Source organism: Fictibacillus sp. BK138 (assembly GCF_004216955.1).
Classification (GTDB): Bacteria; Bacillota; Bacilli; order Bacillales; family Fictibacillaceae; genus Fictibacillus.
In genome coordinates, this window is sequence record NZ_SGXL01000001.1 from 1,641,280 (window position 1) to 1,659,082 (window position 17,803).

The following is a 17,803-nucleotide window of genomic DNA, read 5'->3' on the forward strand; positions in this document are numbered from 1 at the left end:
ATGAGCAGCACCGTTTCGGTCCTTGAAAAGAAGGATTTTATCAAATGGTTCCTTAATCATTATCAGTTAAAGAAGCGCGAATGTGTTTGGCTTTTAAATTATTTAGTCAGTGATGACCAGCTGATGGAAAAAGTTCATTTTGTTGAAAAGGCAGAATATTGTCCTAAAGCAATTATCATGTCTACTCAATGTACAGATGGAGTTCCATTCCGTTTTTACAAACAAAATGTTTTAACAACGGATGCAGAAAAGTCTTTCCATGATATACGTTTAAATCAGGAAGAAGAAATTTATTTGGAGCTCAACTTTAATGCTTCAAGACTTACGCCTGAATATGCCTCAGTACTGGAAGAGAATCCGCACCTGCCTCAAAATATGTCAATGGACAAAAAATACGGCATATGGGCTGAGATGATCCTCGAAAAATCTATTGAAACTTATCGTAAAAACGATATTATGGCTAAGATCGACGAAGCATTAGATCAAAAAGATTATGATAGTTTTACCAAGTGGACGACAGAACTTAAGAACCTTGAAAAACAGCCTTCTTAATTGGAAAGGATGACTCAAAAGTTGAGTCATCCTTTTTATGTGTTTATCGATGTCCAAAAATAAGGAGCAGATTTGGAACAAATGCAGTTCTTTATGCCTTCTTTCTTTCCGAATCCAAAAGTTTGCAGCCTCAATCCACGAGTTTGGCCATTTAATCCAAAAGTTTACTGCCTTAATCCATAAGTTTTTGTCGAATGTCCACGAGGCGGCATTCGTCGCCATATTCCGACAACCCTAATGTATATTTACATAGAATAACGTTAAAACCAGAAGAGTTGTGGTACGATATAAAGCAGAATAAGGAATAGTGTAAGGAGACTTAATTATGAGATGGAAGACAAGTGATGCAGATGTATTTTTAAAGTCTGGAGAATATGTTGATAGTCTGTTAATCCCGTTAACCCCGATTGATTTCAAACAAGATTTTAAGAGCAGTGTCACGATGGGTGAATATACAGAGATGCTTTGCAGCGAAATGGAACGGCAGCTGCACGGAAGGATGTTTTTAGCTCCTAATTTTACATATATAAAAGAACATTCACCAATCGAGCAGTTAAAAAGTTTCCTAGATCATGCTGCAGCCTCCGGACATTTTAAACACATCTTTTTAATGACCAGTGATGTGTATTGGAAGGAATTTGAACATACTATAACAGGGCAGCTTTTCTGGGTTCCGGCACTGCCCCTTGAAAGTATGGATGAAAAATACAGGCTGGAAGTTATTAAAGAACAAGTGAAACCGCTTTTTCAGCTCATCTTTAATGAGTGGCAGCGCGGCATAAATTCATGATAATTAACTCATGTTCATATTGACAGTAAAAGACAACTTAAGCTATCATGTTTATGTCCTAGTAATATGTGTGTAAAAGTCCGGAGGGACCGTTATTTACAGCATAAGGGGGGGAAAACAATGTCAAAGGAAGATATTTCAAGACGTCAGTTCTTAAACTACACATTAACTGGCGTTGGCGGATTTATGGCTGCCGGCATGCTTATGCCAATGGTCCGTTTCGCCCTTGATCCGATTTTAAAAGAGGGTTCTGATCAAAAATTGGTAGCGGTTACGAGTATAGAAGAGCTATCGAACGAACCGAAGCGTTTCGACTTTAAAATCAAACAAAAAGATGGCTGGTACGAGTCTGATGTCACTCAATCTGCCTGGGTTTATAAAGCGAAGAACGGTGATATTATCGCACTTTCTCCAATCTGTAAACACTTAGGCTGTACAGTGGACTGGAACACAGATCCATCACACCCTAATCAGTTTTTCTGTCCTTGCCACTTAGGGCGCTATACGAAGGATGGAACAAACGTAAAGGGTACTGCACCTCTTGCACCGCTTGATGTATATGACAGCCAGGTGAAAGACGGAAAGCTTTACTTAGGAAAGGCAAAACCAAGAAAGGGGGCGTAATGAATGCTACAAAAGATTTATGACTGGGTAGATGAGCGCCTGGATATTACGCCGCTTTGGAGAGACGTTGCAGACCATGAGGTACCTGAACACGTAAACCCCGCACATCATTTCTCTGCGTTTGTTTACTGTTTCGGCGGATTAACTTTCTTTATCACGGTTATTCAAATTCTTTCAGGTATGTTCTTAACGATGTATTATGTACCTGATATCGTGAATGCTTGGGAATCCGTTTATTACCTGCAAAATGAAGTGGCATTTGGAGTTATCGTACGCGGAATGCACCACTGGGGCGCAAGCCTTGTTATCGTAATGATGTTCTTACATACATTGCGCGTATTCTTCCAGGGAGCTTATAAAAAGCCGAGAGAATTAAACTGGGTTGTCGGAGTACTTATTTTCTTTGTTATGTTAGGTTTAGGTTTTACAGGATATCTATTGCCTTGGGATATGAAAGCGCTATTTGCGACAAAAGTAGGAATTGAGATTGCTATGACGATTCCTGTTGTCGGTCCGATCGCTAAAACATTCCTTGCCGGCGGAGAGATTATCGGAGCGCAGACGCTTACGCGATTCTTTGCGATTCACGTATTCTTCCTTCCTGCAGCATTGTTAGGCTTAATGGGTGCCCATTTCTTAATGATCCGTAAACAAGGTATTTCCGGACCGTTGTAAAAACCAGCAATGATTTAAAAGTTTCATGAGAGCAAAGGAGGGAAATATATGCATCGCGGTAAAGGAATGAAGTTTGTCGGAGACTCTCGTGTCCCTGCTGAACGTAAACCGAATATACCGAAAGACTATTCGGAGTTCCCAGGAAAAACAGAAGCCTTCTGGCCAAACTTTCTTTTAAAAGAGTGGATGGTTGGTGCCGTTTTCTTAATCGGTTACCTAGTATTGACTATCGTTCATGAATCTCCTTTGGAGAAGAAAGCTGATCCTACCGATGCCGGATATATTCCTCTACCAGACTGGTACTTCTTATTTTTATACCAGCTCTTGAAGTACAAGTATGCGGCAGGGGATTATGTTCTGATTGGTACTGTAATTATTCCTGGTCTAGCATTTGGTGCTTTAATGTTAGCGCCGTTCCTAGATTCCGGATTGGAGAGACGTCCTTCTAAACGTCCGATTGCAACTGGCTTAATGTTATTAGGTTTGATTTCCATTACATATTTAACATGGGAATCCGTTGTGACCCATGACTGGGAAAAAGCAAAGACTCAAGGTAAAATTGTTGATGTAAGCTTTGATGAAAACGATCCTGGATATCAGATCTACCAAAAACAGAGCTGTGTGGGCTGTCATGGTAACACCTTATCTGGTGGTGCGTCTGGTCCATCATTGATCGGAACTGGTTTGAAACCTGAAGAAATCATGAAAATCGCTAAGGAAGGTAAGCCTCCTGGCATGCCACCTAATGCGTTTAAAGGTTCGGATGAAGAGCTTAAAAAGCTAGCTGAATTCATCTCAAAACTTGAAAAGAAATAATGTGAAAAGCCGGCTCGGTATGGGCCGGCTTTTTTTCTAAACGTAAAGGAGCATAAAAATGTCGTGGATTTTCACAATCATCAAAGAACGCTGGTTTTTAATGACTCTTCTGCTGGTAAATATCCTGGGCACGATCTACGGTTATTATTGGTACTACTATCAGCTGATTGAAACTCCGTGGTATTTTCTTCCGTTCGTTCCAGATAGCCCGACAGCATCACTGTTCTTCGTATTTGTCCTTATAGGATTTTTACGGAACCAGCAAAATGGTCTTCTTGAAGCACTAGCAGCAGCATCTTTATTTAAATATGGAATATGGGCTGTTGGGATGAACATAGGTGGAGCTTTTGTTGGTTCTCCTTTGGATATCATAAATTATATGCTTATATTCTCTCATTTCGGAATGGCTCTACAAGGTCTTTTGTATGCCCCGTTTTATAGAATTAAAATGTGGCATATCAGTGCAGCTGCGTTATGGCTTTTTCATAACGAGATTGTAGATTATGTATTTGATATGATGCCAAGATATCCAGTTTTAGCTCCTTATCAAGACTTGATCGGCTATTTTACTTTTTGGCTTTCTGTACTATCAGTGGTGCTTGTCTGGCGAATGAGAAAGTCCTAGCTTTTTAATGCCTTAAATTAGGTCTAACCTTGTCCCAGCTCTCATACTTTTTAGTATAAGGGTACAGGAGGGACAACGGATGAAAAGGGTAGGGTGGACAGTACTGATCTTATGTATCGTTTCTATAGCTGCGATGCCTGTTTATGCATCGAATCATACAACTATAAAAGATTGGTCAGAGATTAATGAACTTACTAGTGAAATATGGGAACTAGGTAAAATTGAAAGGTATAATGAGGCGGCAGATGTTCTAGAGTTTACCTCGGAAAATATTACCCACATAGAAGATGTGCTATCGTTAAGACCTGATCAGAAGCGACTTATAGAATACACATTCTCGGATGCCATAACATCTCTGCAGAATCCAGAATGGTCAAAAGAGAAAAAGCTCAACAAACTCACTGAAGTCCGTCTCCTTGTTGATGCCTTGCAAACAAATTATGAACCGTTATGGAAAAAGACAGGTTTAATGATGCTCGAACCTTTTATTACAATGGAAAAAGAAGTCGATGATCAAAATTCAACAGCGTTTCATCAAGCAGCGAATTTACTATTAGAAAGGTATGAAACAGTCAGACCAGCTTTGATGGTGGATTTAAGTCCCGAGAAGATTGAAAAATTGGATGAACATGTTTCCTATGTAGATGCCAACAGAAATAACATTTTGACAGATGCTGAACATCAAAAACATCTTGAAGCAGCTGCTGCAGACTTTGAAGCTCTTTTTTTCGCTAAAAATGATAATTCTGAGCCATCACTGTTCTGGCTGATCTTTTCAATAGGCGGAATTATTTCATCGACATTATTTTATGTTGGTTGGAGAAAATATAAAGGTGATAAAGAAGAGGAGCTTCGAGTGCCCGGTAAGAGATAACGCTAAATGCGAATTCTTTGACAAGCAATGGTTATTAAACGTAAAATGTGGCTAACAAAAGCTTTTTATATGGAGGAATGCAAAAAATGGGTGGATTTTTAATCTACTTCGCTATTTTGCTCATTGTTCCCCTTTGGGCACAAATGAGAGTGAAAAGTACGTACAAGAAATATTCAAAAGTAGCTAACAGCACTGGTAAAACAGGTGCAGAAGTAGCGAGACAGATTTTAGATGAAAATGGTCTGTATAATGTTCAAGTAGAACCTGTTAGAGGAATGCTTTCCGATCATTATGATCCTCGCAGCAAAGTAGTTCGTTTATCTGAAGATAATTATTATGGAAATTCGATCGCAGGTGCTGCAGTCGCAGCCCACGAAGTTGGCCATGCTATCCAAGATGCTGAAGGTTATGCTTTCCTTCGATTCAGACACGCCCTTGTGCCTGTTGCAAACATCGGATCGAACTTTTCCTTCTTATTGATATTAGGCGGAATTTTCTTTCAAGCAACAAATCTATTCCTGCTGGGAATTATCTTTATGTCAGCTGCAGTATTGTTCCAATTCGTAACATTACCGGTTGAGTTTAATGCAAGTTCTCGTGCTATGGATCAAATCGTATCAACGGGTATGATTCGCAACAATGAAGAACGCGGAGCCCGCAGAGTACTGAACGCTGCAGCATTAACATACGTTGCTGGCGCACTAGTTGCATTACTTGAATTAGCCCGGTTTATATTCATGTTCTTAGGAATGAACCAAGACGATTAAAAGGCAAAACTCCCGATTTCTCGGGAGTTTTTTTTATCTTCCTATAGGGTTCTTATCTGCATCTAGAGTAAAACCTTCTCCGATTACCTCATGAACATCATTTACCGTAACAAAGGCATGCGGGTCAATTCGTTCAATAACTTGCTTTAAACGAACAATTTCATTTTTCGCGATTACACAATACAGTACTTCACGAAGCTGACCTGTAAATGTACCTTTACCATTCAATAAAGTTGCACCGCGGTCAAGTTCCTTCATAATGTTCGCTGCAATTTCAGCGTTTTTCTCTGAAACAACCATCACTGCTTTCCCGGCGTAGGCACCTTCTTGCATAAAATCGATCACACGTGCTCCAATAAACACGGCAACTAGAGTATACATAGCTTCACGATAATTCAAGTAAACAAGCGAAATGGCGATAACCATAAAATCGAAAATAAACATGGTTTTACCCATACTCCAGCCTAAGAATTTATGCCCAAGCCGTGCTATAATGTCAACTCCTCCAGTCGTTCCTCCATAACGGAATATTATTCCAAGGCCGACTCCGATAAATACACCTGCAAAGAGAGCCGCGAGGGTCATATCTTCTTTCAGGTCTATTATGATCGAGGAATATCTTTGAAAAATAAACAAGAAGACAGATACTGCTACAGTCCCGATCACTGTATAAATGAATGAATTCCTGCCGAGCAGCTTCCACCCTACAAAGAATAAGGGGATATTCAACGCAAGGTTAGAATACGAAGGATCAATTGAGAATAAAAAATAGAGAATAAGGGTGATCCCGGTAAAACCGCCTTCTGCTAAATTGTTCGTCATATTAAAATGAACAATTCCAAAAGAGAAAATAGCAGAGCCAAATAGAATGAAAAGAATATTTTTTAGTTTGATAGGATAAATCATATAATGCCTCTTTTCTGTCTAAATCGAGTTGTTTCTTTAAGTTTTTATTAAGGCTATTATCTAATAGATTGTTGCTTTTGAAATATTTAATCCTCATTGAAAAGTTGACTGGAATGCAAGGTGCGAGACTCCAGCGGGACGAGTGGGACAGGTGAGACTCCTAATGGCGCAAAGCGGCATGAGGCTCACCGCACGCCCCGCGGAAAGCGAGCATCCTGGAATGGAAGTCAACTACTTCCAATAACAGCAATGTATTCGAAAACAGCCTTTTTCTTTAAAACACGCCTTCCTATTATAATCAAAATTTCATGAAATTTGTCAAACATAAAAAATACCGATAACATATAGGTGGAACTAAAAAGATAAGGAGGGTCACCCTCATGACCAACCGTACTTTAAAAGAAAGTCAGGACATTGTTGATCAATACATATCACAGTTTAAAGAAGGTTACTTCAGCCCTCTTGCAATGCTTGCCAGATTAACCGAAGAGCTTGGTGAACTCGCTCGCGAAGTGAATCACCATTATGGCGAAAAACCAAAAAAGTCATCAGAAGATGCAAAAACAGTAGAAGAAGAACTTGGAGATATGTTCTTTGTTTTAATATGCCTAGCAAATTCCCTAAATATAGATCTAGATGATGCACTTAGTACAGTAATGAACAAATTTCAAACACGGGATAAAGACAGATGGACACGTATTGATGAAGGAGAGAGAAACAATGGATAAAATTAAAATTATTTTAGCAGGTCCTCGCGGAAAGATGGGTACAGAGGCATTAAAGATGATTGAAGCTGCATCTCATCTAGAACTGGCAGCCGCAGTGGACTCCAAAAATGACGGATTGCAAGTGAAAGATCTAGAAGGAGCTCCTGCTTCAATGGAAGCACCTGTTTACGATGACCTTGAACGATGCATACAGTCGGTAGAAGCAGATGTATTAGTTGACCTGACTCGCCCTGATATCGGGAAAAAACACCTGGAAGTTGCTCTTAACCACGGACTGCGAACGGTGATCGGCACGACAGGTTTTTCTAATGAAGATCTAAAGAGGCTGACACAGCTCGCACAAGAAAAGAATACTGGTGCTATAATCGCACCTAACTTTGCGATTGGAGCGATCTTGATGATGAAATTTTCACAGATGGCTGCAAAGTATCTTCCTGATATTGAAATCATTGAGAAACATCATGATCAAAAGCTTGATGCTCCATCAGGAACTGCTCTCAAGACCGCTCAGCTCATCACAGAAGTGCGCGATGAAAAAAGACAAGGACATCCAGAAGAAAAAGAAGATCTGCAAGGTGCAAGAGGAGCAGAGCTTGATGGAATCCGGATTCATAGTGTGAGATTGCCAGGGCTAGTAGCTCACCAAGAAGTTATGTTTGGCGGTGAAGGGCAGCTGCTGACCATCCGCCATGATTCTATGAACAGAGCGTCTTTCATGCCTGGAGTGAAGATGGCTGTTGAAAGTGTAATGAATATCGAAGGCCTTGTGTATGGTCTTGAAAATATTATGGAATAAGAGGTGTAATCATGAAAATAGCTCTTATTGCGCACGATAAAAAGAAGAACGATATGATTAATTTTACAATTGCATATAAAGATATCTTAATAGAGCATGCTTTATACGCTACCGGAACGACAGGATCTAAAATAAACGAAGCTACAAATCTCTCTATAAACTTGCTGCAGTCTGGCCCTTTAGGCGGTGATCAGCAGATTGGTGCACTGATTGCTGAAAATGAACTGGATCTTGTATTGTTTTTCAGAGATCCTCTAACAGCTCAGCCTCATGAACCAGATGTATCAGCGTTAATGCGTCTTTGTGATGTCTATCAAATTCCGTTGGCAACAAATTTAGCTTCGGCAGAACTGTTTATTAAGTCACTTGAACGTGGAGACTTGGACTGGCGCAGAATAATCGATGAAAGAGAGTCAGATAACAAATGAGCCTGCAAAACTGGCTTGCTTTCGGTGCACATGCAGATGATGTGGAAATCGGAATGGGAGCAGCGATTAAAAAGGAAACAGAAAGTGGCCGTGAAGTTATCATCTGTGACTTAACTGAAGCTGAGTTGTCTTCAAACGGTAGTGTAGATATCAGAAAGAAAGAAGCTCAAGACGCAGCTGGTATTCTAGGTGTCAAGAATAGAGTGAATCTTAAGCTTGCGGACAGAGGTTTATATTTACAAGAAGATTTTATTTTAAAAATGGTTTCATGTATCCGAAAGTTTAAGCCTGAGTATGTTTTTGCTCCTTATTGGGTGGACCGTCATCCAGACCATGGCAGTTGCGCTAGACTTGTTAAAGAAGCTGTTTTTTCAGCTGGTATCAAAAATATTAAAGATCCGGATGGACGCCATGCACATAAAGTAAAGAATATCTTCTATTATTTTATTAACAGTACAGAACGGCCTTCTCTGTTTTTGAATGTCAGTGATTCATATTCATATAAAATAAAAGCTTTGCAAGCGTATCCTTCGCAGTTTGTAAAGACAGCAGACAGTGTCGATACACCGCTCACAAACGGGTATATTGAACGCGTTGAGGCAAGGGACAGACTGTTTGGCCTTGAAGCAGGTACATCTTATGCAGAAGGTTTTATTCCAGAACATACGTATATGACCAACAACTTATAAGGAGATCGTTATGAAGTTAAAAATCGGAATCACCTGTTATCCAACAGTCGGTGGGTCAGGGGTGGTTGCTACTGAACTAGGGAAATTGCTCGCAGAAAGAGGTCATGAGATTCACTTTATCACGTCCAGCATACCCTTTCGTCTCGGGAAATTTTATCCGAACATTTTTTTTCATGAAGTAGAAGTAAATCAATATTCAGTTTTTCAGTATCCTCCATATGACCTTGCCCTAGCAAGCAAGATGGCAGAGGTAGCTAAGCGAGAGAAATTAGACCTTTTGCATGTACATTATGCTGTACCACACGCAGTATGCGCTGTTCTCGCGAAACAGATGTTAGATGACCATATAAAAATTGTTACAACTCTTCACGGAACAGATATTACAGTATTAGGCTACGACCCTTCATTAAGTGAGATGATAAAATTCGGCATCGAAAAATCTGATGTTGTAACAGCGGTTTCTCATCAGTTAAAAGAGGATACAGAGCAGTTGCTGAAAACTCGAAAAGAAATTATACCTGTACATAACTTTGTTGATGAGCGAGTTTATTACAGACGTGACAATAATTCAGAACTTAAACAAACATATGGAATAAAAGACGATGAAAAAGTAATCGTACATATATCTAACTTCAGACCCGTAAAGCGGATTCAGGATGTGATCAAAGCTTTCTCGATGATCAGAAATGAGATGGCATCAAAGTTATTACTGATCGGAAACGGACCAGAATTAACAGTTGCATGTGAACTGGTCCGTGAACTTAACATAGAAGATGATGTATTATTTTTAGGGAAACAGGAGAATGTTGGAGAACTCTTTTCGATCTGTGATCTGAAACTGCTGTTATCAGAAAAAGAAAGCTTCGGACTCGTTCTATTAGAAGCGATGGCTTGCGGGGTACCTGTAATCGGCACACGCATAGGAGGTATTCCTGAAGTGGTCGTAGATGGTGAGACCGGATACATGGTGGAAGTAGGCGACACGGCTGCTGTAGCTAGCAAAGCCGTCTCCTTATTAAAAGATGATGATAAACTTAGCCGATTTAGAGAAAATTCTGTTTTGCATGTCAGGGAAAACTTCTTATCTGAAAAAATAGTGAGTGTCTATGAAGATATCTATAACTCTTTAGTAAAGGGTTGATGTTCATATGAACAAGTTGTTTGAGGAAGCTGCATCGGTAATCGATCAAATTGAATCAAGAGGCTTTGAGGCGTATTTTGTTGGAGGATGTGTTCGGGATTATTGTTTAGATCGACCGATAAAGGACATAGACATAGCTTCGAGTGCAAAGCCTGAAGAAATTCAAAGAATCTTCCCAAAAACGATTCCAGTCGGTATAGAACATGGGACGGTCATCGTTAGATATAATCAAGTATCGTATGAAGTGACAACCTTCAGAAAAGAAGACAAATACGAAGATTTTCGCAGACCTTCCAAAGTTTGGTTTGTCACGGATCTAGAAGAAGATCTGTCTAGAAGAGATTTTACTTTTAATGCAATGGCCATGAATAAGAATTTTGAGCTTATCGATCCATTCAATGGAAGAGAAGATCTAAAAAGGCAGCAGATCAGGACTGTAGGAAAACCTGAACAACGATTCTCTGAAGATCCGCTTCGCATTATGCGTGCATTTCGTTTTATGAGTGTGTACGGCATGCGTATTGAAGAAAAAACAAAATTGGCACTGAAGAACAACGCACCTTTGCTAAAGCGAATATCTACAGAAAGAATAACGGTGGAATTCAAAAAAATGCTGGAAGGCGAGATGGCCGGAAAAGCATTGCAGCTTATGCAGGATTGCGGCGTCTTCCCATACATGCCTTATCCTTTAGAGGAAATTTCCGAAGGCAGCTTCCTGTCATTTGACTGGAGTTCCTTAGAGAGCGAAGAACAAAGATGGGCTGCAGTAATCGTTCTGACTAAAGTGGATGATGAGAGAGATTTCTTAAAGCAATGGAAGCTTCCAAATAAGGTAATCCAGTCCGTTTTGACCATCCTTTCTTCATATAAAAAAACTGGATGGACAAAAATGGATTTGTACACCACAGGATTAACTTCCGTATTATCAGGACTAAGGCTAAGATGCCTTATTCAGGATGAATCCTATGAAGAACAAGAAAGAAAACTGAAACACCTCGCAGATGAAATCATCATTCAATCTAGAGATGAAATTCCTTTAAACGGCGAGGATATATTACAGATAAAACAAGAATCTCCAGGTGTTTGGGTAGGACAACTTTTTCAAGAGTTAGAAAAAGAAATCGTTGAAGGTAAACTCCCTCTTTCTGAAAGAGAGATCAGGGATTGGGTTAGAAGGTGGGGAAAACAATGAGAGAAGCATTATTGCACATGCTGGCTGAAAATGAAGGTGAATTTGTATCAGGTCAGCAGATAAGTGAGCGCTTGAACTGTTCACGGACAGCAATATGGAAACATATATCAGAGCTTAGGAAATCAGGCTATTCGATCGAAGCCGTACAAAAAAGAGGCTACCGGCTGCTCACTTCACCTGATCTTGTAACCGCAGAGGAAGTCTCTTTATATACAGGTGAAGGGACATTCGGCAAAAAGGTCACTTACAAAACATCTGTTAATAGTACCCAGGAAATCGCACACAGCTTAGCGAGAGAAGGTGCTGTTGAAGGGAGTATAGTAATTGCGGATGAACAGACCGGGGGAAGAGGAAGGCTTGGAAGAGCGTGGCAGTCTCCGTCTGGTACTGGTATCTGGATGAGTCTCATCCTTCGTCCTGAAATCCCCCTTCAAAAAGCTCCGCAGCTCACATTGCTTATTGCTGTAGCTGCATCAAGAGCCATTGAAAAAGTCACTGGTCTTGAAGCTGCTATCAAGTGGCCGAATGACCTATTGATCAGAGGAAAAAAAGTAGCGGGAATCCTAACAGAGCTTCAAGCTGAAGCGGACTCTATCCATTCTGTTATTGTTGGAATCGGAATGAATGTCAATCAGGAGAAAAAGCACTTTACAGAAGAAATCTCAGAGATTGCGACAAGCCTTGCGATCGAAGGCGGAAAAACCTATAAACGAGCTGAAATAGCCGGTGAAGTATTGCAAGAGATAGAAAACCTGTATAGAAGTTACCTCGAAAAAGGATTTGCGGTAATAAAGCTTCTTTGGGAAGCGCGTGCTTACAGTCTTGGAAAACGAATTACAGCAAGATCTGTCACAGGTTCTATAACTGGCTACGCAAAAGGAATTACAGATGAAGGTGTTCTGTTGCTCGAGGATGACAACGGCGAGATCCATTCGATCTATTCAGCGGACATCGAATTTCCTTCTCACTAAGTTATGTACGTGATAAAATAAACGTATAGGCGGTATCCTTACAGCGGAACTGCACTAGTACAGTGAGTTTTTGAACATTAACCATATATCTGCCTAGATCCAAAATCAGGACCGGGACAGAGGGAGCAAACAATCAAAACGTCTAGGGATGTTTCCTATGCCTTCTTCCTCTTTGGAAGAAGGTTTTTTTTGCACTCTGGCCCTGTTAAAAAACAGGGAGGCTAAAAGTATGAAAACAACAAAAAGCTTTCTCAAGATGAAAAAAGAAGGCGAAAAGATTTCAATGGTAACGGCTTATGACTATCCATCAGCTGTGATCTGTGAAAAGGCTGGGATGGATCTCATACTAGTCGGAGATTCTCTAGGGATGGTTGTTTTAGGATATGATTCTACCATTCCAGTAACGCTAGAAGATATGATCCATCATACGAAAGCGGTAAAGCGCGGGGCGTCCGACACGTTTATTGTGACAGACATGCCGTATATGACCTATCATGGCTCAATAGACATGACGCTGAACAATGCGAGAAGAATTATGCAGGAAAGCGGCGCATCCGCTGTTAAGCTTGAAGGCGGAAAACAAGTAATCTCTACAATAGAAACATTGACGCACGCAGGTGTGCCAGTGATGGGGCATCTTGGACTGACTCCGCAGATGGTCGGAGTCTTGGGCGGTTACAGCGTACAAGCGAAAGAAGAGGAAGCAGCAAACAGACTGCTAGAAGAATGTCTATTAATTGAAAAAGCTGGAGCGTTCGCGATTGTTCTAGAATGCGTACCTCAGCAGCTTGCTGAAATAGCGTCAAAGAAACTGACGATCCCTGTGATAGGCATTGGTGCAGGCAAACATACAGATGGCCAGGTTTTGGTCTATCACGATATGATCGGATACGGCTTTCACCATATACCAAAATTTGTTAAGTCTTACGGAAATGTTAAAGATATGATGATCAGTGGACTCGAGAAGTATAAAGAAGATGTACAACAGATGAAGTTTCCTGAAGAAGAACACAGCTTTAACATGAAAACAGAAACGATCGACCGTTTGTATGGAGGAGTTAAGTCATGATTATCCTGAAAAGCATCCAAGACATGCAGAAATACACGCTGCAAGAAAAAAAAGCAGACAAAACGGTAGGATTCGTACCAACTATGGGGTATCTGCATGAAGGGCATCTTTCATTGATAGAACGTGCGAAGAAAGAGTCTGACATCGTTGTGGTAAGTATTTTTGTCAATCCGCTGCAATTCGGACCGAACGAAGATTTTGACCGATATCCGCGGGATTTTGAACGTGATAAAAAACTTGCAGAAGAAGCTGGTGCAGATGTTCTTTTTTGTCCTGACACAAAAGAAATGTATCCAGATAGACCTGTTGTTACGGTTGCTGTTAACAGAAGAACCGATGCTCTTTGCGGGAAAAGCAGAATAGGACATTTTGACGGGGTGGCAACAGTTCTTACAAAACTGTTTCACATCGTTTCACCACATAAGGCGTTTTTTGGCATGAAAGATGCCCAACAGGTGGCAGTAGTTCGAGGTCTTGTTGATGATTTTAATTTTCCTGTAGAGATCGTTGGGTGTGAAACGAAACGAGAATCTGATGGACTGGCGAAGAGCTCAAGAAATGTATATCTTACGGAAGAAGAAAGAAAAGAAGCTCATCACTTGTATCAATCTTTACAGAAAGCAAAGAGCTGGTTATCAAACTGCGATAGTGGTGAGACAGAAGAAAAGATGATAAAATACTTGGAGGAACATACTGATGGAACTGTTGAATACTGCAAAGTTCTGTCATATCCTGAACTTCTTCCTCCAAATAAAGACGACGAAAAGCTGATCATCGCATTAAGTGTAAGATTCAGCAAAGCTCGTTTAATAGATAATGTCATTATAGACAACATACTAGAGAAACAAGGAAGTGGGGAAGAAAAATGTTCCGTACATTAATGAAAGCTAAAATACACCGTGCAACTGTAACTGAATCTAATTTAAACTATGTGGGAAGCATCACGATAGATGAAGATATTTTAGATGCAGTTGATATGATTCCGAACGAAAAAGTTCAAATTGTAAATAATAATAATGGTGCTCGTTTTGAGACTTATATTATTCCTGGAAAAAGAGGAAGCGGTGTTATGTGCCTAAATGGCGCAGCTGCGAGACTCGTTCAAGAAGGAGATACGATTATTGTAATTTCCTATGCCATGTATGATGAGGCAGAAGCTAAAATTCATCACCCAAAAGTGGCGATCATGGACAAGAATAATATGATACAAGAAATGCTTGGTGTTGAACCTGAGGCTACCATCTACTAATTATTAATAACCTATCATGATAGCCGCAGGGGAATGAGGTGAAGAGGCTATGACACGGCGATATGTCGTTATCGATTTTGAAACAACAGGAAATTCAGCAGCAAAAGGAGACCGGATTATCCAGATTGGAGCGGTCGTCGTTGAGGCAGGACAGATAACGGACAGATATTCAACGTTCATCCAGCCAGGCGTTCCCATCCCCCCTTTTATTGAACAATTAACGGGCATCAATGATGACATGGTCAAAGATGCTCCGTTATTTGAAGAAGTAGCGCCTAAGCTCCTTCAGATGCTTGAAGGAGCTTATTTTGTTGCGCATAACGTAATGTTCGACTATTCATTCTTACAAGGTGAGCTGGACCGCTGCGGATACTCGCGGCTTTCCATGCCTCTTATTGATACTGTTGAGCTGTCTAGACTGCTTCTTTTAGGAGCAGATGGATATCAGCTCGGAATGCTTGCAGAATACCTTGGGCTGGAACATGAAAATCCGCATCAGGCCGATAGTGACGCAGAAGTAACGGCTATGCTGCTCATACATCTTTTAGAAAAGCTTGAGGCCTTGCCATTATTGACGTTAGAACGGCTATCTCCGTTTGTGAAAAAACTGCAGAGCTCTCTAGAAAATATCGTAAGTGATATGATCAGTGATAAATCTGTCTTTTTAGCAGACGAAGAAACATATGATTTTTACCGTAAATTAGCACTTAAGAAAACAGCTAAACAGAACACGGAAGAATATTATGATGACCTTGAAAGTGTAGATGCTTCTGATTTAGAACAAAAGTTGCAAAAACACATGGCGCATTATGAGATCCGTGAAAGTCAGCAAAAAATGGTAGAGCTTGTAGATGAAGCGCTTCATACGAATCAGCATCTAGTCATCGAGGCAGGAACTGGAGTAGGTAAATCACTAGGCTATCTCATACCTGGAGTTCGTTTTGCAAAAGAAAAGGATCGTCCGCTTGTGGTTTCAACACACACCGTTCAATTGCAGCAGCAGCTGTTAGAACGTGATGTGCCTTTATTAAAGAAAATCATGCCTTTCGATTTCACTGCGACACTTTTAAAAGGCAGAAACCATTATTTATGTTTGAGAAAGTTTGAACATACTCTTCAGGATCATCATGAAGACAATTATGATACGAACTTTACAAAAGCCCAATTGATAATATGGCTGACTGAAACAGAGCAGGGGGATGTTGAAGAATTATCGATGGCATCTGGCGGAAAACTGTTTTGGAATACAGTGAAGAGTGATGCGAATTCATGCTTGAACCATCGATGTCCATGGTTCTCGAGATGCTACTATCATAAGCAAAGAAGAGCTGCTCATGAATCCGATCTGGTTATTACGAATCATGCTTTATTGTTTACAGATTTAAAATCTGACTCACAGCTGCTTCCGTCTTATAAAGAAGCAGTTTTGGATGAAGCACATCATATTGAAGAGGTAGTGAGTGATCATTTCGGCAAGGAAACCGATTATTTCACATTTTTGAAACTGCTGGACAGGCTCTCCTCAACAGAAAGTGATGGCATGATGAATACGTTAAGAGAACTATCTGACCTTTTGGAAGTTCCGAAGTATGAAACATATCTGGCAAAATGGGACGGTCTGTTTCTAGATGTTAAAAATGAGCTGGATGATCTATTTAAGCAGATTAAAACGATTTGTGTAACGAAAGCTAAGTCTTCTCGATCTTCAGAGTTAACAAAGCAGACACTTCGTTATACGAATGAGGATATAGAATCGGCACTTTGGGAACCAGTACTTGAGATGGAAGAGAGAGCTAAGCAGTATATATCAGATTTAGTAAAACCGGTTAAACGTCTTTTAAAGAGCTTTGATCTATTTGAGGAACATCTTACTGTTAAACAAAAAGGATTCTTAGTTGACATTGAAGGGCTTCTAAATGATCTGCAGGATGAAGCAGCAGTTCTTCATCACCTTCTCTCATGTCCATTATCTCAAGAAGTTTATTGGATGGAAGCCGAATCAAAAGGTCCTAGACATGCAGTTACTCTTTACGCGAAACCGGTTGAGATCGATCAGATTCTAGCAGATCAATTCTTTGGCAAAAAAAGCAGCGTTGTATTAACTTCGGCAACGATGAGTGTGAAAAACAAGTTCAGTTATATATCCGAACGGCTTGGTCTCCTCGACTTTGGTCCTTTAAACGCACAGCTGCCATCACCTTTTAAATATGAGGAACAAGCAAAGCTGATGGTGCCGACTGACATACCACTCATTAATGAGGTGGATCAAAAAACGTTTGTTGCTAAAATATCAACCTCTTTATATGAGATAGCAAAAGTTACAAAGGGCCGAATGCTCGTTCTGTTTACATCGTATGAGATGTTAAAAGAAACTCATTCAGCTTTTAAATCGTTGATGGATCAGGAAGAGTTCGTACTGATCGCACAAGGTGTTGACAGCGGTAGTAGAGCAAGACTGACCAAAAATTTCCAGCGTTTTGATAACGCCATACTTTTTGGAACAAACAGTTTTTGGGAAGGGATCGATATTCCAGGAGACGATCTTTCCTGTCTAGTGATTATCAGACTTCCTTTTACACCTCCTGATCAGCCCGTAATGGCAGCGAAAAGCGAGAAACTGAAAACAGAAGGCGGTAATCCTTTCTACGATCTTTCGCTTCCGCAAGCCATCATCCGCTTTAAACAAGGTTTTGGACGATTGGTAAGAAGCAGCAGAGATAAAGGGGCTGTTTTCGTTTTTGACCGCCGAATGATCGAAACACGTTATGGAAAATCGTTTATTCAGTCACTGCCTAAACTGCCGGTTTCTATTAAGCCGGTCGACGATCTCGTTGATGAACTTCGGGACTGGATGGATTAGAACGAAGAAGCTGACATACAAAGGGAAATCCTTGTGATGTCGGCTTTTCGT

Annotated in this window: 20 protein-coding genes; 19 read left to right on the plus strand and 1 reads right to left on the minus strand. The window is 40.4% G+C overall.

Translation table 11 applies throughout. The features are described 5' to 3' along the window. The 8 genes from EV282_RS08145 (at position 1) to EV282_RS08180 (ending at position 5,723) form a co-directional block, all read left to right on the plus strand. A complete protein-coding gene (locus EV282_RS08145; RefSeq protein ID WP_066290437.1) occupies positions 1–552 on the plus strand; it encodes a ReoY family proteolytic degradation factor in 552 nt (183 codons plus the stop codon). 325 nt (positions 553–877) lie between these two features. Continuing rightward, positions 878–1,342, plus strand: coding sequence for a YpiF family protein (locus EV282_RS08150; protein ID WP_130295273.1), 465 nt, complete (start codon positions 878–880; stop codon positions 1,340–1,342). A 120-nt stretch (positions 1,343–1,462) separates the two neighbouring features. Next, entirely contained in the window at positions 1,463–1,966 is a 504-nt protein-coding gene (locus EV282_RS08155) for a ubiquinol-cytochrome c reductase iron-sulfur subunit (protein WP_066290429.1), read from the plus strand. Positions 1,967–1,969: 3 nt separating this feature from the next. Next, positions 1,970–2,641: a menaquinol-cytochrome c reductase cytochrome b subunit gene (gene qcrB, locus EV282_RS08160; protein ID WP_066241815.1), complete on the plus strand. Its 672-nt coding sequence runs from the start codon at positions 1,970–1,972 to the stop codon at positions 2,639–2,641. Positions 2,642–2,689: 48 nt separating this feature from the next. Beyond that, positions 2,690–3,457, plus strand: coding sequence for a menaquinol-cytochrome c reductase cytochrome b/c subunit (locus EV282_RS08165; protein ID WP_130295274.1), 768 nt, complete (start codon positions 2,690–2,692; stop codon positions 3,455–3,457). A gap of 58 nt (positions 3,458–3,515) precedes the next feature. Then, on the plus strand, positions 3,516–4,082 hold the full coding sequence (locus EV282_RS08170; protein WP_130295276.1) for a DUF1405 domain-containing protein: 567 nt from the start codon (positions 3,516–3,518) through the stop codon (positions 4,080–4,082). Positions 4,083–4,161: 79 nt separating this feature from the next. Beyond that, the gene (locus tag EV282_RS08175; RefSeq protein WP_130295277.1) at positions 4,162–4,956 is read left to right on the plus strand and encodes a sporulation protein YpjB; all 795 of its coding nucleotides are present in this window, start codon (positions 4,162–4,164) and stop codon (positions 4,954–4,956) included. Positions 4,957–5,042: 86 nt separating this feature from the next. Next, on the plus strand, positions 5,043–5,723 hold the full coding sequence (locus EV282_RS08180; RefSeq protein WP_130295279.1) for a zinc metallopeptidase: 681 nt from the start codon (positions 5,043–5,045) through the stop codon (positions 5,721–5,723). Between the two features lie 33 nt (positions 5,724–5,756). Here the strand turns inward: EV282_RS08180 and EV282_RS08185 are convergent, their stop codons facing one another. After that, the gene (locus EV282_RS08185) at positions 5,757–6,629 is read right to left on the minus strand and encodes a YitT family protein (protein WP_130295281.1); all 873 of its coding nucleotides are present in this window, start codon (positions 6,627–6,629) and stop codon (positions 5,757–5,759) included. 380 nt (positions 6,630–7,009) lie between these two features. Between EV282_RS08185 and EV282_RS08195 the strand changes: the two genes are divergently transcribed. From EV282_RS08195 to dinG, 11 genes are all read left to right on the plus strand, one after another. Next, the gene (locus EV282_RS08195) at positions 7,010–7,357 is read left to right on the plus strand and encodes a nucleotide pyrophosphohydrolase (RefSeq protein ID WP_130295283.1); all 348 of its coding nucleotides are present in this window, start codon (positions 7,010–7,012) and stop codon (positions 7,355–7,357) included. Continuing rightward, complete coding sequence (dapB, locus tag EV282_RS08200) at positions 7,350–8,153, plus strand: 4-hydroxy-tetrahydrodipicolinate reductase (RefSeq protein ID WP_130295284.1); 804 nt, start codon at positions 7,350–7,352, stop codon at positions 8,151–8,153. The genes EV282_RS08195 and dapB overlap by 8 nt, the downstream gene beginning before the upstream one ends. 11 nt (positions 8,154–8,164) lie before the next feature. Continuing rightward, positions 8,165–8,581 (plus strand): methylglyoxal synthase, encoded by a 417-nt coding sequence (gene mgsA, locus EV282_RS08205; protein ID WP_130295285.1) that lies wholly within the window; start codon positions 8,165–8,167, stop codon positions 8,579–8,581. After that, positions 8,578–9,270 (plus strand): bacillithiol biosynthesis deacetylase BshB1, encoded by a 693-nt coding sequence (gene bshB1, locus EV282_RS08210; protein WP_130295286.1) that lies wholly within the window; start codon positions 8,578–8,580, stop codon positions 9,268–9,270. Before mgsA ends, bshB1 begins: the two co-directional genes overlap by 4 nt. Positions 9,271–9,280: 10 nt before the next feature. Next, complete coding sequence (gene bshA / locus EV282_RS08215) at positions 9,281–10,411, plus strand: N-acetyl-alpha-D-glucosaminyl L-malate synthase BshA (RefSeq protein WP_130295287.1); 1,131 nt, start codon at positions 9,281–9,283, stop codon at positions 10,409–10,411. 7 nt (positions 10,412–10,418) lie between these two features. Continuing rightward, positions 10,419–11,603, plus strand: coding sequence for a CCA tRNA nucleotidyltransferase (locus EV282_RS08220; RefSeq protein ID WP_130295288.1), 1,185 nt, complete (start codon positions 10,419–10,421; stop codon positions 11,601–11,603). Next, positions 11,600–12,574, plus strand: a complete 975-nt coding sequence (locus tag EV282_RS08225; protein ID WP_425590191.1) for a biotin--[acetyl-CoA-carboxylase] ligase — start codon at positions 11,600–11,602, stop codon at positions 12,572–12,574. The genes EV282_RS08220 and EV282_RS08225 overlap by 4 nt, the downstream gene beginning before the upstream one ends. A gap of 229 nt (positions 12,575–12,803) precedes the next feature. Then, positions 12,804–13,643: a 3-methyl-2-oxobutanoate hydroxymethyltransferase gene (gene panB / locus EV282_RS08230; RefSeq protein ID WP_130295290.1), complete on the plus strand. Its 840-nt coding sequence runs from the start codon at positions 12,804–12,806 to the stop codon at positions 13,641–13,643. Further along, entirely contained in the window at positions 13,640–14,524 is an 885-nt protein-coding gene (gene panC / locus EV282_RS08235) for a pantoate--beta-alanine ligase (protein WP_130295291.1), read from the plus strand. Before panB ends, panC begins: the two co-directional genes overlap by 4 nt. Beyond that, positions 14,509–14,892 carry an aspartate 1-decarboxylase gene (gene panD / locus EV282_RS08240; protein WP_130295292.1) on the plus strand — a complete coding sequence of 128 codons (384 nt, stop codon included), beginning with the start codon at positions 14,509–14,511 and terminating at the stop codon, positions 14,890–14,892. Before panC ends, panD begins: the two co-directional genes overlap by 16 nt. 49 nt (positions 14,893–14,941) lie before the next feature. Next, positions 14,942–17,752: an ATP-dependent DNA helicase DinG gene (gene dinG / locus EV282_RS08245; RefSeq protein ID WP_130295293.1), complete on the plus strand. Its 2,811-nt coding sequence runs from the start codon at positions 14,942–14,944 to the stop codon at positions 17,750–17,752. The last annotated feature ends 51 nt before the right edge of the window (positions 17,753–17,803 follow it).

Bases quoted from the DNA above. Each gene is read 5' to 3' on its own strand.
- EV282_RS08180 (WP_130295279.1), top strand. From the start codon at position 5,043: ATGGGTGGATTTTTAATCTACTTCGCTATTTTGCTCATTGTTCCCCTT.
- panD (WP_130295292.1), top strand. From the start codon at position 14,509: ATGTTCCGTACATTAATGAAAGCTAAAATACACCGTGCAACTGTAACT.
- EV282_RS08170 (WP_130295276.1), top strand. From the start codon at position 3,516: ATGTCGTGGATTTTCACAATCATCAAAGAACGCTGGTTTTTAATGACT.
- EV282_RS08165 (WP_130295274.1), top strand. From the start codon at position 2,690: ATGCATCGCGGTAAAGGAATGAAGTTTGTCGGAGACTCTCGTGTCCCT.
- EV282_RS08150 (WP_130295273.1), top strand. From the start codon at position 878: ATGAGATGGAAGACAAGTGATGCAGATGTATTTTTAAAGTCTGGAGAA.
- mgsA (WP_130295285.1), top strand. From the start codon at position 8,165: ATGAAAATAGCTCTTATTGCGCACGATAAAAAGAAGAACGATATGATT.
- bshB1 (WP_130295286.1), top strand. From the start codon at position 8,578: ATGAGCCTGCAAAACTGGCTTGCTTTCGGTGCACATGCAGATGATGTG.
- dapB (WP_130295284.1), top strand. From the start codon at position 7,350: ATGGATAAAATTAAAATTATTTTAGCAGGTCCTCGCGGAAAGATGGGT.
- EV282_RS08175 (WP_130295277.1), top strand. From the start codon at position 4,162: ATGAAAAGGGTAGGGTGGACAGTACTGATCTTATGTATCGTTTCTATA.
- EV282_RS08195 (WP_130295283.1), top strand. From the start codon at position 7,010: ATGACCAACCGTACTTTAAAAGAAAGTCAGGACATTGTTGATCAATAC.
- EV282_RS08185 (WP_130295281.1), bottom strand. From the start codon at position 6,629: ATGATTTATCCTATCAAACTAAAAAATATTCTTTTCATTCTATTTGGC.
- EV282_RS08145 (WP_066290437.1), top strand. From the start codon at position 1: ATGAGCAGCACCGTTTCGGTCCTTGAAAAGAAGGATTTTATCAAATGG.
- qcrB (WP_066241815.1), top strand. From the start codon at position 1,970: ATGCTACAAAAGATTTATGACTGGGTAGATGAGCGCCTGGATATTACG.
- dinG (WP_130295293.1), top strand. From the start codon at position 14,942: ATGACACGGCGATATGTCGTTATCGATTTTGAAACAACAGGAAATTCA.
- EV282_RS08220 (WP_130295288.1), top strand. From the start codon at position 10,419: ATGAACAAGTTGTTTGAGGAAGCTGCATCGGTAATCGATCAAATTGAA.
- panB (WP_130295290.1), top strand. From the start codon at position 12,804: ATGAAAACAACAAAAAGCTTTCTCAAGATGAAAAAAGAAGGCGAAAAG.
- bshA (WP_130295287.1), top strand. From the start codon at position 9,281: ATGAAGTTAAAAATCGGAATCACCTGTTATCCAACAGTCGGTGGGTCA.
- EV282_RS08155 (WP_066290429.1), top strand. From the start codon at position 1,463: ATGTCAAAGGAAGATATTTCAAGACGTCAGTTCTTAAACTACACATTA.
- EV282_RS08225 (WP_425590191.1), top strand. From the start codon at position 11,600: ATGAGAGAAGCATTATTGCACATGCTGGCTGAAAATGAAGGTGAATTT.
- panC (WP_130295291.1), top strand. From the start codon at position 13,640: ATGATTATCCTGAAAAGCATCCAAGACATGCAGAAATACACGCTGCAA.